The sequence below is a fragment of the Sphingobium sp. genome (genome assembly GCF_033795625.1).
Taxonomy (GTDB): Bacteria; Pseudomonadota; Alphaproteobacteria; order Sphingomonadales; family Sphingomonadaceae; genus Sphingobium.
Genome location: NZ_JARYGI010000008.1, coordinates 1 through 16,140 on the forward strand (window position 1 = coordinate 1; position 16,140 = coordinate 16,140).

A 16,140-nucleotide genomic window follows, 5' to 3' on the forward strand; every position below is an offset into this window, starting at 1 on the left:
CAAACTGGCAAAGGCAGCGCTTCATCAGCCCTCCGCTGCCAAACAGGCGTCAGAACGCGAGGTTGATAGAGGTGCCCAGATCGAAAAACTACCTTAACCATATCTTGGCTGCTGCCGCGAATTGCCTCAGAAGCGCGTCACGGCTGGCCGCAAAATAAATGTCATTCGCCGCTGCAGCAGGGAACTTAATCGCGTGATTTTGCTTTAGCTGCACCTTTTGCGGCGTGAAAGGCGAGGCGGCGGCTGAGGGCGCCAGTTGGCTCATGATGCTGACTGGCCGTCCACGAAAGCCATTCAGGCTCGCTGTTTGCGAAATAGCAAAATCAGACAAGCTGCTGCAAGCCGCGTTCTATGCGGAATATGCCTAGGTGTAAGCCCTTACGCGATGATGTTTAGACTAATACCGAGTTGAAATTTGCGTAATAACAAACCATGCAAACATAAACTACACCTGTTATAGTATAGATGGCGGGATCAGTGTGTCACTCTGAAGCACATTGCGCTAAATCGTTACCGCTCTTGCTGCGACCGCGAAAGACGATTAGTCTAGAAACTCATCTGCTTATTTGATGTCGGGGTTTTGCGCGTGAATCTAAGGTTTCTACTTTGTCTCTTTGCGAGCATATTCCTGTACGGCTGCGCCACGTCTGCCGCGCCGGTGGTCCAGAATGGCGAACGCTACATGGCCCAGTCCGACGCGGCCTCCTCAGTGGAGGACTACAAGCTCGGGGCTGGCGACAAGGTCCGGATGACGGTTTTCAACGAACCGACGCTTTCGGGCGAGTTTTCCGTGAGCGCCGATGGCGCGCTTTCCCTACCGCTTCTGGGTGATGTCCAGGCAGTCGGAAAGGCGCCCGCCGAAATCGCGTCACTGGTGCAGAAGCGCCTCGCGGACGGCTATATTCGTGATCCCAAGGTCAGCATCGAAGTCACGGCCTACCGGCCGTTCTTCATCCTGGGCGAAGTCAAAGCGCCGGGCCAGTATCCTTATGCAAGCGGCCTCACCGTGCTGAACGCCGTCGCCACGGCGCAGGGCTTCACGCCCCGGGCCAGCCGCAAGGTCGTTTATATTCGCCGGTCGGGTGCGACTGCGGAGGAAACATATCGGTTGACCCCGGACCTCATCATCCGTCCGGGCGATACGATCAGAGTGGGCGAGCGCTATTTCTGATCGATGAGCGATAAAAAGAGCAGGGCAGGGACATTAGTATGATCAGGGATGGATCCAGTGCGCACGGCGCCGTCATGGGGGCTGCGCGATCCCGCATAGGCTTTGCCTATGCAGGGCCGCTGCTTGCGTTGCTCGTGGTGACAAGCAGTGCGTACGCTCTCTCTGTACAGGATACGCAGGACACCGAAGTTCAGGGCGAGGTGGCCGCGCCGGACATCGAGCAGGCCGGGAAGATCGCGGCCGCAATGCAGTCCGACCTCTCGAAGCTGGCCACCACGGCGAGCGTCGAGGACATGGAAGCCGCGATGCTCTTCGTGCTCAGCCAGGGGGAATATTCGCTCGAAACCATGGAGGCGGCGCTCGATATCGTCTCAGCCGGTCCGAACGTCACGCCAAACCTGAAGGAAGCGATCGCCAATGTCCGCCTCGCGCTCCGGCGCAGGTTCCGCCGGGGTACGGCGGCAATTCCCGGTGGTGGCGGCGATGGCCTGGGCGGCAGCGGCTTTTCCGCGCCGGTCATCAACATCGGTGGCGGGGGCGCGAATTATGGGAGCTGACGCGTCGGCCGCGCCGCGGCGCCCTTTGTTCGCCAGCCTCTCCAATGTCATCGTTCCAGGTAAAAGAAACTCCATGAAGCACTTCATTCGCGGTCTGCTGATGGGCTGCGCCGCCGCTACTGCGCTGCCCACCATCGCCCATGCGCAGATCGAAGCCAGTCCGCTGATCCCGGCGACCCTGCCAGACGGCTTCGACAAGGGCCGCAATGTCAGCGTGACCGAGCGCCCCCGGCCGGATTATGATCCACTCGGCGTCAATCTGGGAAGCTTCATGCTGTTCCCGAAGGTGGAAACGGGCGTCGGCCTTACCAGCAACGTCTTCCTCACCAACGGCAATGAAGAGAGCGACGGATTTGCCGTGTTCAATCCCTCCGTACGGGCGCGTTCGGAGTGGGATCGCCATCAGGTCCAGTTGAATGCGTCCGGCGCTTTCCGCCGCTTTTTCGACAATTCGATCCGCAACGAGGATGCCTTCAACCTGGGCGCTCTCGGGCGGCTCGACATCGGCGACGCGCTAGCGGTCACGGGCGAGGCCCAATATACGCAGCAGTTCGAGACGCCCATCACCGGCGACGTCGATTCCAGCCTGGCCGTGCTGTCGCAGTACGAGCGCGACTTCCTGTCCCTGCGCGCCCAGTATGGCGTCGGCCAGGGACGGCTGATCCTGGCCGTGGATCGCAGCCACTTCGCCTTTGATCCCATTCGCCTGCCGACCGGCACGGTGATCGACCAGGAAAATCGCGACCGGACCTTGAGCCGCGTAACGGCGCAGGCCGAATATGCGCTGACGCCCAGCGTCTCCTTCTACGGTCAGGCCAATTATGGCGATACCAATTACGACACGCAGCTCTCGCCCGGCATCGCCAATCGCGATTCGGATAGCTACCGCTTCATCGTGGGGTCGAATTTCGACTTGTCGGCTCTGGTGCGCGGCACGATCGGTGCAGGCTATGCCCGGCGCAACTATGACAGCGCGCTGTACAAGGACGTCAGCGGCCTGTCCGTAGAAGCCAAGGTCGAATATTTCCCGACCGAACTGACGACTTTCGGCCTTGGCCTGCGCCGCGTGATCGAGGATTCGAACATCGGCGACACCAACGCCTATTTCGACAATCGCGCGACGGCCCGCGTCGATCACGAGTTGCTGCGCAACCTGATCCTCAACGCCATCGCTGAATATGCGCAGCAGGATTTCATATCGAGCACGCGCAAGACCACCTTCTATCGGGGTTCTGCCGGTGCGCGCTATTTCATCAACCGGCTGCTCGGGCTGCAACTGCAGCTCTCCTACATCAAGAGAGATACGACCGGGGATAACCTGGGCCAGCAATTCAACGAATTCCGTGGGCAACTGACGCTGGTCGCCCAGCGCTAGGCAGAGCCCTTCCCAACGTTCCGGAGACGGAGCGTCTTTCTAATGAAAAGCGGATTACATCATGGAAATTTCGAAGCAGATGACTGACTATGACGGACAGTTATCGGACTTGCTCCAGACCGTTCGTGATGTCGTTCGTCGGCGCTGGCTAACGCTGGCGCTGGTGGCGGCGGCGGTGCTGGGGCTCGGGATCGTCCTCATGTTCATGATGACACCCAAATATGCGACCACGGCCCGCATTCGCGTCGATCCGGCGCAGAGCGTGGCGCAGAATAGTGGCGGCGCTACGGCGCTCAATCCAGAAGCGATCGAGACCGAAGTCGCAGTGCTCAACTCGCTCGATCTCGCGCGCAATGTGGTTCGTCGCCTGAAGCTCTCGAACGACCCCGAATTCAGCGCCGCATTGGCGAACCGCCCCGATGCGGCGAGCTTGAGCCGGGACGATCGCGACACGATGGTGGCGCAGGCGCTGCTCGGCAATCTGTCGGTCGAGCGCGACAAGCTCACTTATCTGATCGCTGTCAGCTTCACTTCGCGCGATCCGGTCAAGTCGGCGCAGGTCGCGAATAGCTTTGCCGAAGCCTATCTCGATACGCGCGTCGGCAACAATGCCGGTGCTGCAGCCAAGCAGTCCGAGCAGCTGAAGCGTCAGGCCGCGCAGCTTGGCGCGGAAGTGCGGGCAGCAGATGCCGCCGTGGCGTCCTATCGCGCCCGCGCAGGACTGACCGTCAGCACGGACGGCGGAAGCAACGGTGGCACGATCGTCGACCAGCAGGTCGCGCCCTTGTCCAATCAGCTCGCCACCGCCGAATCGGATGCAGCCGCAGCCCGCGCCAGCCTTGCGGCTGCGCAGGGCCAGATCGCCCGCGGCGGCCTCGACTCCGTGTCCGAAGTCCGCAGCTCCAACGTCGTCGCTGAATTGCGTCGCCAGCGGGCGGAGGTCCTTCGCGCGGTGGGCGAAGTACAGGCCCGTTACGGCGAAAAGCATCCCGAATATGTGCGCGTCCGCGATCAGCTTTCGTCCATCGATCAGCAGATCAAGGATGAGGCCGAACGCGTCATCGGCTCGCTGCGCGCCAACGCTACGGCCGCCGATGCGCGCGCCGCCAGCCTGCGCGCATCGATGGGCCGCCTTGAAAGCGAACGCGCCGTCAACACGCAGGCGTCGGTGATGGCCGAAAGCCTGGAGCGGGAAGCCGTCGCCAAGCGTGCCGCCTTCGATCGCGCCTCGCAACTGGCGCTCGAAAGCACGCAGGCGGCCGAGAATCGCATCTCGCAGGCAGTCATCGTCGACCGGGCACAGCCGCCGACGAAGCCGACATCTCCCAACAAGCCTTTGATCCTCGCTCTGGCGCTCGTTGCGGCGCTGGCGGCGGGTTCCGGTACGATCGCCGTGCAGGAAATGCTGGTCACGGGAATGCAGACTGTCGAGGAACTGGAGAATCAGCTCGGTATCCCGGTTCTCGCCGCGATCCCGAAGGTGCCCAAGTCCGTCAATCCCGCGGACCTGCTGTTGGAGAAGCCTACCTCGTTATTCGCCGAGTCCCTGCGCATCGCCCGCGCCGGTATCTTGGGCGTCCGTACCAGCACGCCGCCCAAGGTGATCGCGTTCACCTCCGCGCTACCCAGCGAAGGCAAGACTACCACGTCGCTCTCCTTCGCCCGTACCCTGGCGTCGAACAATTCCCGGACGTTGCTCCTGGAATGCGACGTGCGGCGTGCGGCGATGCGGGCGCTCGTGTCCAACCCGCCCGCAGGCCCCGGCATCGTCGAGATCCTTCATGGCGAAGCGACGGCGGAACAGGCGATCGTTCCGGGCGACGTTCCGGGTCTCGATCACCTGCTGGTCCGTGCGCCCTACTTCAGTTCGGAAGACCTGTTCGGTGCGGACGCGATGCGGAACCTGCTCGACCAGTTGCGCACGCGCTATGACCACATCGTCCTCGATTTGCCGCCGCTGGTGGGTCTTGCCGACGGCCGCTTCCTGTCGGTGCTCGCCGATGCGACGGTGCTGATCGTGCGCTGGAACGGCACGCCCGCAGCGGCCGCCGTGTCCGCACTGGGCTGGCTGAAGTCCGATGGCGCCAACCCGGTCGGGGCGATCTACACGATGGTCGACTCCTCGGCGGAGGCCATTGGCGGGCTCTATTATTCGAAGAAATACTCCGCTTACTACCAGCAGGCGAGCTGAGCCGATGGCCGTCCGGGCAACCGGGCGGCCATAGACGCCGCCTATGCCGCGCCCGCCAGACGCTTCCCCCGATTCGGCCCGGCGTCTGGTAGCTATCGCCATCGCACTGATCAGCGTCGGAACGGTGCTTGCAGGCGGCCTGTGGGTGAGGGAGCAGGCCATCACTGCATCCGACGCGCAGATCCGGACGCAGGAACTCGCGCTTTCCCGGAATAATTCCCCGAGCGACGCTTCCGCGGAGCCGTCGGTCGCCCGTGTGGACGCATCCTCTCCGCCACGGCTGTTGCTGAGCGACGCCATCTACCGTGCCCGCGCCCTGCAGGTCTCCGGATCGCCCAGCCGCGACAGCGACCTCGCCGCCCTGTCGCATCAGGTTGATCTCGCCATCGATGCGCGCCCGCACTGGGGGCAGGCATGGGTGGTCAAAGCCTATGTCGAGGCGCTCCAGACTGGCTCCGATCACCGGCACCTCTCGCTGGTCGCACTCTCCCGGTCCTACTCGGACGCGCCGTTCCTGCGCGATGCGGCCGGATGGCGCGTCAGGTTCGCCTTCCTGCATTGGGATGAACTCGACGCCTTCGTCCGCGGCTGGGCGATCGAGGAAGCCGTGTGGCTGGCACGCGTGGACGCCACCATGCGCAAGTCCGTCTTCGCTTCCGCCCGCACCAGCCAGGCCTATAAGCCACTCGTTCTCCGCTGGCGCGAAATGCGCCTTCACGACGGCAACTACCTGGCTCCCCCCGTGGCCCGGCTCGACCCGAGATAGGCCCTAGCGCGCGGGACTCATGCGGCCCCACAACAGCCCCGCCAGAAACAGCATCAGGACGATGGTGGACGTCACGTCCAGCACGATGTCGACCATCCCGCAGGCCAGCGCCAACACAACCGCGGCGGCCATCGCCCAGTTGCGCGTAGACCATGGATGGAGCGCTCGAGCCCGCCCGATGTCCCGCGCCACGCGCCACAGCAATGCCGCCATCAGCAGCAGATAGGGCACACCGCCTACCAGAAGCAGCTGGAGCAGGATGCCGTGCGCCGAATTGACGATCCACGCCCCTTGCGCGAACTCGACCGTGGGCATGGTGAACAGGTTGATGCTGGAAAAGCCGCCGAGGCCATAGCCATAGACCGGGGACATCATCGCCACGTCCCAATAGTGCGCCCATAACGCCAGCCGCGCGTCCCACTCGCTGCCGGTCGTGCCGAGCCGGTGCTGCAGCAGGTCCGCCTGCGCGATCGCGATGATCAGCACGACGGCAGGCACCGCATATAGCGCTCGCCGCCTGCCGATCCGCCCGAGCCCGAAATTGCGCAGCGTAAGCGCGCCCATCAGTAGCGCCGTGATGATGATCGGCGCTCGGGAAGCAGTTGCGACCAGCGCTGTGACGGCGACCAGCCACGCTGCGATATGGCACACGACGCTCGCGATCGTGCGGCGTTCTCTCAGGCCCTGCGAGAGGTCCTGCGCCAGCCGCAACAGCCGCCCGGTCGCCAGCAGCGCCATCATGCCCGCTACGACGGCCGTGACATTGGCATTGCCGATGGTCCCGGCGAACCGCCCTTGGCGCGAGAGCGACCAGTAATCGAGCGCATCCTGCCCGCCCAGGCTCCGGACGAGAAGGCCGATCAGCAACACCCCGCAATTGGCGAACAGCAGCGTGTTCATCAGGTTGTGCTCGTCAGTGCGGTTCGCGGCCACGATCGCGCCGAGGAGAAACGCGTAAAGCCCGGCCATCCATCCCCCGAACTGCGGCGCGAATAGATCGGGCGCGAACGCCACCGGCCTGTCTACGAAGGGAATGAGGGAAATGTCCGCCGCGACGATCATCAACCAGAGCGCAGCAACGCCCGCCAGCATCAGCAAAGGCGTCGCTCTCAACCAGAACGCGCGCGAAGGCGGTTGCAACACCAGCACCGCCATCAGCACCAGCCCATTGATCACGCAGCAGGCGGCGGCTCCCTGCGCCCCGTCGAAACCGCGAAACAGCATTCCCGATGTGAGGGCGACAGGAATGACGATCGCCAGCGACGATCGCAGAAAAGGCTGGTCCCAAAAGGGCTTGGTCGCAGTCCCGTCAGAAGGAGGCAATGCGCCAGAGTAGCCCGGAAGGCGGCTTCCGGCTCCGGTGCCTGCCTGATCGTGCCGCGCCCAGGCGGCGGATCGTCTCACGCGTCAGCCGACAGGATTGCAGGCGTCGTCGCCAACGGCTGCCGCTCCCGCCTTGCAGCGCGCGGGCTCACCGTAAATCCAGCCTGATCCCTTGTACCCCACATAGACTCGCCCGAACACGTCCTTGTCTGCCTCCACGACCGTCACCTGGTCCAGACGCCCCAGAGGAAAGCCGACCAGGCGCTGCCAGTGCGCGGCATTGTCCACCGACCGCCAGATCCCGTACTCGCCGTCGACACGGCCCGAGATATAGATGGCCGGATAGCGCGACCCGCTGGCGGCTTTCCCGAAGGCTATATCGTCCACCCTGTTAATATGCCGTAACGCCTGCCAGCTTGCGCCGCCGTCCGTCGATCGGCGCAGGGCAGTGTCGCCCTCTCCATTTACGCCGCTGGTGAAGAAAAGATGCCCGGCATGCCCCGGCACCGCCCGAAGTTTCGCGGCATAGCGGCTGGCGGGCGCAATCTCTCCCCTGAACCTGCGCACCCAGCTCTTTCCTCCGTCGCTGGTCCGCCACAAGCCAGCGGACGCCGGGCTGCTGCCGTCGCCGCTGTGCACCAGGTAGAATGTACGCGGCAGCACCCGGTCCGCGGCCAGCGTCTTGCGCTGCGTCCATTTCTGCGCGACCGATCCCGTCAGTTGCCCCGTCTCGCCGGGCAGGACAACGCGCCGCCACGTCCTGCCCCGGTCCAGCGTATAGAAAGGCGCGCGATTGAAGGCGGGTTCCCAGACGATGTTGTCGATGCTGTCCGCGGCGACCGCAATGGTGCCGAAGGACATGCGCCACGGATCGTCGGCGCGCGTGCCCGGCGGCTGCGGCAGGCTGGCGAATTTGGTCCAGCTTTTGCCGCCGTCCATGCTGTACCCGGCCAGCACCGCGTCGCCGTCCTCGGAACAGCAATCGCGCGTGTCGGACGCGTTGGTGACATAGAAGCCGGGCCGGGCAGGGGTCCACGCCACTTGCGGCGCGGCGATGATGACGCGCTCCTTGGGGCCATAGGTCGTCGAAAACGCATCGAGGTCGGGCTTTACATGAATGCCGAAGTCATAGCCCGCGAACAGCGGAGCCTGCCCCGGGGCATGGACGATGTCGGTCGTGACGATCTCCTCGACGCCGCGCGCCTGCGATTGCCAGTCGGCCTGCGCGCACCCCTTGCCGAGATCGGCAAAGAACGGCCCCTGTCCCTGCGCCAGCCACAAGCGCCCCGGCCTCGCCGCATCGAAGCGGATCGGCCCAGAGGCGAAGAAGTTCTGATTGGCGACGCGGAGCCAGGGTACATCGCCTTTTCCAGCGGCAACGCTGCGCCCCATCGCGCGCCAGCGGCGGCCCTCGTCGACCGAGCACCAGCTTTGTCCCGCCTGGCTCATCACAACGACGCGGCCATCCTGCGGGCTGGTCGCCACGCCGATGAACGGAGCCTTGGCAATGGCGCCCGCGACGTTCAGGTTCGTCCAGCCGCCATTCGCATATCGCCAGACTGCCTGCGCTTCATACTCGGTGCCGATGAAGCTGCCGTCCTGCGCAAAACTGCCTTGCGTCAGGGTTGCAGGCCCGACGCCTTGACGGTTGGGAAGGGGCTTGAACATGCCTCCGCCATCGTCCGACATGAACACGCCATGCCCCGCCGAAGCCGCCCAGATGCGCGCCGTCTTCGCCTCGAACCAGATCGTCACCCCCGGAGCCTGCTGGCTGGGGGCAGGGCGCAAGTCCCTCGCGTTCGGCACCGAAGCGACGCGCTGCCATGTCCTGCCCGCGTCGCGCGACTGCCACAGCCCTTGCTCGGGCGTGCCGAAGAATAGATGGTCCGGATCGGCAGGGTCCACGCTGATGAACGGGCCATGGAAGCGGAATTCGGAATTGGGATCGAAGCGGAAGACGGGCGCGCCTGCATCCGGCCCCTGCCAGTGCCTGCCGCCGTCCCCGGAGCGATAGACCGCGCCCCTGATCGCCATATATAGCCGCTGCGAATCGGAGGGTGCGACGGCGATCTCGTACACGCCCTCGGCCATGCCATCCTGCACGCGCGCGATCGCCGGCATGGCATCGGCCGTGACGAGCTGCACCCATCGGTCCGCCGCTGCATCCCAGCGATAGGCCCCGTAAACATCGGTGCGGATCACGCGCATCTCGCCGCGCGCGTCGCTCGACAGCCCGGTGATGAACCCCCCGCCGCCGACTGCCACGGGACGCCAGCGATAGCGCTCCCCCTCCACAGGTGCGTCCGCATGATTGGCGGGCTTCGCTGCGGATTGCCCATCACCCTGCGCCGGGAGCGTCGACAATGCCATGAACGACACCGCCAGTGCGGAGGCCGCCACCGGAACGACAAATCCCGTCTTCATGCGCAGCGGACATCGTGAGGGAACGGCGGCATCATCCAGCCGTCCGGTACATCATACAGGCAGCTTAGGGAACGCCGAGTCTCATCCCAATGGCGGCCCCGGCGGCATCGGATAGCGCGACCGCGGCGTCCCGCCCCACGGGGAGGACGCGGATTTGGGCGCGTTGGCAGTAGGGTCCTCCAGATAATGGGCGATGTCCCGCGCCGACTGCCGGTAATGCGCAGTCGTCAGCGGATCGGCATCCTTCCGCCCCTTCAGCGAATCCGCCAGCGTCGCCAGCCGGTCGAGGATATAGGCGCGCGCTTCCGGCGCAGTCTCCGTGCTGCCGCCCAGCATCATCATCGCGTCCAGCGCCCCGCGCTGCGTCACCCGCCGCAACGCGCGCGAACCCGCATCGCCATCGCGCGCCCCCCAGGTGCGCGCCATCACCGCATCCACCATTTCGGGCAGCCCCACTGCGTCCGGCTGCCGCACCGACAGCGCCACCATCCGCGCCGCCTTGTCCGGCGCGAACAGCGGCTCCAGCACCAGCGACGCCAATATCCGCGCCGCCTTCAGCTGGTCGAACACCGCGTCGGTGGACAGATCCTCCAGATTATTCCCCGGATCGGGCGTCAATTGCGCCAGCAGCGTTTCGGGCAGCGCCATGTTCTTCGGTTCGATGGCATCCAGCAACAGCCCCAGAACCTCGCGTTGCGCAGCGCCGGGGATGAACTCGGTCGGCGGCATCGTCTCGCCTCTCACCACGATGTTGGTGAACATGCCGCCCACATATTTCGCGCCCGACTCGATGGCATAACGATGGTGCAGATACGCCATCCACAGCCGGATATTGCGCAACGATCCCACCGGCTCGTCGGCCGCCAGCATATTTTGCCCGTAGTTCGCGATCATGATCTCGCGCGCTGAATAGGATTCGCGCAGGTTCTCCATCGGCGTCGCGCGGTCGTCATACCATGTCCAGCGCGGGTCCGTGTCCGGCACGTACAGGATGTTCTGCGCCCGCATCTCGGCTATGATCGCGTCCAGCCCGGCCTTCTCCTGCCCTGCCGGAAACACCGTGGAGCCATAGCGCGCCATGAAGGTGTCATATGCGCCAATCGACGTCATGAACGATTCCGACAGGTCCAGCTTGCCGTTCGTCACCTTCACGCGCGGCGTCGGATATTCCATCACCGAAGCGCGATCGTTGAGGCTGGACGCGAAATTATGCCCGAAACCCAATGCATGCCCCAGCTCATGCGCCGTCAGCAGCGCCTGCCGCAGCAGGATCATGTCGCGCTGCCCCGCGGGCATGTTCGCCATCGCGCCGGGCGTCAGCAGGCTTGGATCGGCCACCGTCACGCCGGACCCGTCCGCGGGCAGTCCGCCGCTATAGGCATCCCAATAGTTGCCGATGCTGCGGACACGATGCGTATCCATCCGCGTCTTGGAGCCCAATATCTCTCCGGTGCGCGGATCGCGATAGGTGCCGCCGCTCGAAAAGCCGCGCTCGTCCCGGTTGATCCACAGCACATAGGCATAGCGGATATCCATCGGGTCCATGTCGGCGGGCGCGTCCAGCGCCTGTATCGCGTTCCTGAAACCCGCCGCCTCATAGGCCTTGTTCCACCACAAGGTCCCGGCCTTCATTGCATTGCGCACAGGTTCGGGGATCGCCGGATCGAAGTAGAAGACGATGGGCTTGACCGGCTCGCTCATCGCCGCCGAAGGGTCCTTCTTTTCCAGCCGCCAGCGCGTCACCCAGTCTTCCTCCGGCCCTTCGTTCAGCGGCTTGGAGAAGTCATGGAACTTCAGCGTGCTGACGCCGATGCGGGGATCGCCTTCGCGCGGCACATAGCCGGTCGGCGCCTTCAGGAAGCTGTGATGGATGCGCATCGTTAATTCGCGCGGATCGGGCGTGACATTGCGGATGAGCGCGCCGGGATTGTCCGCAGTGAAGGTCGCTATCGTCTCGATCTCTGTATTGTCCGGAAACGCCTTCATCCGCTTAGGATAGAAGCTGCTCCGCGCGGCATCGAACTTGAAACTGCCCTGATTGGTGCGGCGCAGACTGCCCTCGACATTGGCCGCATCGCGCATGAACAGCGGCGTTGCGTCGACCACGACACGCCCGCCGCTCTCGGACTCGACTGGCAATATCGCCAGCACCGAAGTCGGGAACGAGTCATCGACGCCCCCCGCATGCGCCGCATCGCCCTTGATCGAGCGATAATCCGTGTTCTGCTGGACCACCAGAACGCGCCCGCCGACACGCTGGAAATGGACGACGGCGCTCAGCAATATGCCCCGGTCGAACGGCAGTTCCACCGATCCGCCGCCACTCGCCGCGGAGACATAATAGAGCACGTCGGTATCGAAAGCCCCGATCTCCATCAGCACCTTGCCGCGCGCCGCATCGAAGGTGAACGGGATGAACCCGTCCATCCGCGCCGCGCCCGAAACGGCAGCGGGCGGCGCGGCGGTCGCGGTTCCGATCCCGCCCGCAGTCCAGGCCAGGGCCATCAGCGAAGAAGCGACCGCGAGCGATGCCGATCGTGCGCCTCGCAGCCCGTCAAATCCGCCCATCGCGTCTCACCTCTTGCCTGTCTACAGATGTTGGAAGGAACGGGCGGCGGTGCGTAATCCGCCATCGTGGCGGAGGGCGTGACACTGCCGACAGCTTCTGTTCACCGGAAGGAACATAGGATAACGTCGGTTCGCATACGGGCCCGATCGCCGGGCGCGGGGAGTTTGATGGAATGGAAAGCGGCAGCACGGACGCATTGTTGCGCCCGAACGACAATTGCTGGCGCATCGAACATGCCAAACGCTTTTCCCTGATCGTCGATGCGGACGACTATTTCGCCGCCGCCCGTGAAGCGATGATGGCGGCCAAGCGGCGCATCATGCTGATCGGCTGGGATTTCGATGCCCGCATTTCGCTCTGCCATCCAGGACACAAGGACGAGGGGCCGAAGAAGCTCGACGACTTTCTGATCTGGCTGGTGGAGCGCAATCCCGAACTGGAAATCTACATTCTCCGCTGGGACGTTGGCATGGTGAAGGCCATATTCCGCGGTAATACGCTGTTCACGCTGCTGCGCTGGAAAGCGCATGAGCGGATCACGGCGCGCATGGACAGCGTCCATCCCTTCGCCGCCTCCCATCATCAGAAGATCGTGTCGATCGACGACAGCATTGCCTTTTGCGGCGGGATCGACATGACCAGCGAGCGCTGGGACACGCGCGATCACGCCGACGATAACGAGGATCGTGTGCTTCCGGGCACCACCAGGCCCTATAAGCCATGGCACGATGCGACCAGCCTGTTCGACGGCAGGGCAGCCGCCGCCATCGGCGAACTGACGCGCGACCGCTGGGAAGCGGCTGTCGGCCAAAAGCTCGAACCGCTGAATGAAAGCGCGCCGCAATGGCCGCCTTCGCTCAGCCCGATGCTGGAGGAAGTGGATGTCGCGATCGCGCGCAGCTATCCCGAAATGAAGCATCGCCCTGCCATCGTGGAGATCGAGCGGCTTTACGAAACGCTGATCGCCGACGCCAAGACGCTGATCTATGCGGAGAGCCAGTATTTCGCGTCGCGCCGCATCGCCATCGCGATTGGCAAGCGGCTTCAGGAGCCGGACGGTCCCGAAATCGTGATCATCAATCCGCTGACGGCCGATGGCTGGCTTGAGCCTGTCGCAATGGACACCGCTCGTGCCCGTCTGGTGGCCGCGTTGCAGCGAATGGACACCCACGACCGCCTGCGCATCTATCATCCGCAGACGGCGAACGGCAATCCGATCTACGTCCATGCCAAGGTCACGGTGATCGACGACCATGTGCTCCGCGTCGGGTCCTCCAACTTCAACAATCGCTCGCTGCGGCTGGATACGGAGTGCGATGTCGCCGTCCGTGTCGAGAGCGATGAGCAGACGGGCACGGTAGCGGGACTGCGCGACAACCTGATCGCCGAGCATCTGGGCGTCGATCCGCAGATCGTGACGGATGAATATGCCGCCGCCGGATCGATGATCGCGGTGATCGAGAATCTGCGCGGGGAAGGGCGCACGCTGGTTCCTTACGAGATTCCCGACCTCAACGGCGTCGAAAAATGGCTGGCCGACAATGAAGTGCTGGACCCCGAGGGCCCCGAAGCGATCTTCGAATCCTTCACTGGCGACAGTCGCGCCAAGCGCGGCCTCTTCCGCGGCTGGCACATGGTGCGGAAAATGCGCTTCCGTCGCCGGAGCCGTACTGCGGCTTAATTTCGCCACCCCCTCACGCTGCACCGCAATATGTGCTAGGGGCCCGCCCATGCTGAATGTGAACAACGTCACGGTGCGCCTGGGTGGGCGCGTCATCCTTGATCGAGCGACCGCGATGTTGCCGCCGCGCAGCCGCGTCGGCCTGATCGGCCGCAACGGCGCGGGCAAGTCCACGTTGATGAAGGCTATGATCGGTCAGATCGACCCCGATGAAGGCGAAATCGACAGCCCGCGCGGCACCCGCGTCGGCTATCTTCGGCAGGACGCGCCGAGTGGCACGGAAACGCCGTTCGAGACCGTGCTCGCCGCAGACGTGGAACGCGACGCGCTGCTCACCGAAAGCGAGACCTGCGAAGACCCCGACCGCCTCGGCGAACTCTACGAGCGGCTGAACGCCATCGACGCCTACACCGCGCCCGCCCGCGCCGCCCGCATCCTCGTCGGCCTCGGTTTCGACGAGGAAATGCAGGGCCGCCCGCTCGACAGTTTCTCGGGCGGCTGGAAGATGCGCGTTGCCCTCGCCGCGTTGCTCTTCTCGCAACCCGACCTGCTGCTGCTCGACGAGCCCTCGAACCATCTCGATCTCGAAGCGACGCTCTGGCTGGAGAATTTCCTCAAAAGCTATCCCGCGACGATTATCGTCATCAGCCATGAACGCGATTTGCTGAACAATGTGGTCGACCACATCCTGCACCTCGAAGGCGGCAAGATCACGCTCTACCCCGGCGGCTACGACGCGTTCGAGCGGCAGCGCGCCGAACGCCTCGCCCAGCTTCAGGCCGCCCGCGAGAAGCAGGACGCCCAGCGCGCCAAGCTTCAGGATTACGTCGCCCGCAACAGCGCCCGCGCCAGCACCGCCAAGCAGGCGCAGTCCCGGCAAAAGGCGCTCGCGAAGATGCAGCCCATCGCCGCCGCGCTGGAGGACCCGAGCCTCTCCTTCGCCTTCCCAAGCCCGCCCGAACTGCGCCCGCCGCTGGTCACGCTGGACATGGCATCGGTCGGCTATGACGGCACGCCGATCCTACGCCGCGTGAACCTGCGCATCGACCCGGACGATCGCATCGCGCTGCTCGGCCGCAACGGCAACGGCAAGACCACGCTTGCCCGCCTGATCGCCGCGCAACTCCCCGCGATGGAAGGGGAGATGAACAGCTCCAACAAGATGAAGGTCGGCTATTTCACCCAATATCAGGTGGAGGAACTCGACACGACCGACACCCCGCTGGAGCATATGGCCCGCCAGATGAAGGGAGCGACGCCCGGTGCTGTCCGTGCCCAACTAGGCCGCTTCGGTTTCTCCGGCGACCGCGCCATCCAGAAGGTCGGCAGCCTCTCGGGTGGCGAGCGCGCCCGCCTCGCCCTCGCGCTCATCACCCGCGAAGCCCCGAACATGCTGATCCTCGACGAACCGACGAACCACTTGGACGTCGATTCCCGCGAGGCGCTGGTGCAGGCGCTGAACGAATATCAGGGCGCGGTCGTCGTCGTCAGCCATGACCGCCACATGATCGAACTGGTCGCCGACCGCCTCGTGCTGGTCGATGGCGGCACCGCGAAGGAATATGGCGGCACGCTGGAGGACTATACTGACTTCATCCTCGGCAAGAGCGGCGGCGTGTCCGACGGCGGTGAGAAGATGTCGAAGGGCGACCGCAAGGCGCTGAAGCAGCAGCAGGCGCAAGCCCGCGAACAGGGCAAGGCCCTGCGCGAAGCCGTCACTAAGGCCGAAAAGGCGCTGGCCGCGCTCACGGCCCACCGCGCCCGCATCGAACGCGCGATGTTCGATCCCGCCACCGCCGGCCCGGAGGAAGCCAAGCTCACCATGGGCGAGCTGATGCGCAGACGCGGCGACATCGAAAAGCAGATGGAAGCCGCCGAAGCGGAATGGCTCGCCGCCAGCGAAGCGCTGGAGGCGGTGAACGTCTAGAGTGCTGGCTTTGGCATCCCAACACCCGTTCGTGCTGAGTAGAGACTGAGCGAAGTCGAAGTCTCGTATCGAAGCATCATGCGGTGCCTGATCCTTCGATACGCCATTTCGACCTTCGACAAGCTCAGGACTTCAATGGCTACTCAGGACGAACGG

The 16,140-nt window shown here is 64.4% G+C and carries 10 protein-coding genes; 7 read left to right on the forward strand and 3 right to left on the reverse strand.

The annotated features are described in order from the left end of the window. Window positions 1–586 precede the first annotated feature (586 nt). The 5 genes from QHC67_RS05675 (at window position 587) to QHC67_RS05695 (ending at window position 6,060) form a co-directional block, all read left to right on the forward strand. Window positions 587–1,171, forward strand: coding sequence for a polysaccharide biosynthesis/export family protein (locus QHC67_RS05675; protein WP_319292231.1), 585 nt, complete (start codon window positions 587–589; stop codon window positions 1,169–1,171). A gap of 38 nt (window positions 1,172–1,209) precedes the next feature. Next, window positions 1,210–1,728 (forward strand): hypothetical protein, encoded by a 519-nt coding sequence (locus QHC67_RS05680; RefSeq protein WP_319292235.1) that lies wholly within the window; start codon window positions 1,210–1,212, stop codon window positions 1,726–1,728. Between the two features lie 73 nt (window positions 1,729–1,801). Further along, complete coding sequence (locus tag QHC67_RS05685) at window positions 1,802–3,103, forward strand: outer membrane beta-barrel protein (RefSeq protein ID WP_319292238.1); 1,302 nt, start codon at window positions 1,802–1,804, stop codon at window positions 3,101–3,103. A 61-nt stretch (window positions 3,104–3,164) separates the two neighbouring features. Next, window positions 3,165–5,294: a GumC family protein gene (locus QHC67_RS05690; protein ID WP_319292241.1), complete on the forward strand. Its 2,130-nt coding sequence runs from the start codon at window positions 3,165–3,167 to the stop codon at window positions 5,292–5,294. Between the two features lie 43 nt (window positions 5,295–5,337). Next, the gene (locus QHC67_RS05695) at window positions 5,338–6,060 is read left to right on the forward strand and encodes a hypothetical protein (RefSeq protein ID WP_319292244.1); all 723 of its coding nucleotides are present in this window, start codon (window positions 5,338–5,340) and stop codon (window positions 6,058–6,060) included. A gap of 3 nt (window positions 6,061–6,063) precedes the next feature. Here QHC67_RS05695 and QHC67_RS05700 read toward each other — a convergent pair whose 3' ends face one another. The 3 genes from QHC67_RS05700 to QHC67_RS05710 form a co-directional block, all read right to left on the reverse strand. After that, window positions 6,064–7,464 carry an O-antigen ligase family protein gene (locus QHC67_RS05700; RefSeq protein WP_319292247.1) on the reverse strand — a complete coding sequence of 467 codons (1,401 nt, stop codon included), beginning with the start codon at window positions 7,462–7,464 and terminating at the stop codon, window positions 6,064–6,066. Between the two features lie 3 nt (window positions 7,465–7,467). Beyond that, window positions 7,468–9,807, reverse strand: a complete 2,340-nt coding sequence (locus tag QHC67_RS05705) for a hypothetical protein (RefSeq protein ID WP_319292251.1) — start codon at window positions 9,805–9,807, stop codon at window positions 7,468–7,470. An 81-nt stretch (window positions 9,808–9,888) separates the two neighbouring features. Next, on the reverse strand, window positions 9,889–12,375 hold the full coding sequence (locus QHC67_RS05710) for a zinc-dependent metalloprotease (protein ID WP_319292254.1): 2,487 nt from the start codon (window positions 12,373–12,375) through the stop codon (window positions 9,889–9,891). A gap of 173 nt (window positions 12,376–12,548) precedes the next feature. Here QHC67_RS05710 and QHC67_RS05715 point away from each other — a divergent pair, with 173 nt between their 5' ends. Together QHC67_RS05715 and QHC67_RS05720 are read left to right on the forward strand one after the other, a co-directional pair. Further along, on the forward strand, window positions 12,549–14,057 hold the full coding sequence (locus QHC67_RS05715; RefSeq protein ID WP_319292257.1) for a phospholipase D-like domain-containing protein: 1,509 nt from the start codon (window positions 12,549–12,551) through the stop codon (window positions 14,055–14,057). A gap of 49 nt (window positions 14,058–14,106) precedes the next feature. Continuing rightward, entirely contained in the window at window positions 14,107–15,984 is a 1,878-nt protein-coding gene (locus tag QHC67_RS05720; RefSeq protein ID WP_319292261.1) for an ABC-F family ATP-binding cassette domain-containing protein, read from the forward strand. The last annotated feature ends 156 nt before the right edge of the window (window positions 15,985–16,140 follow it).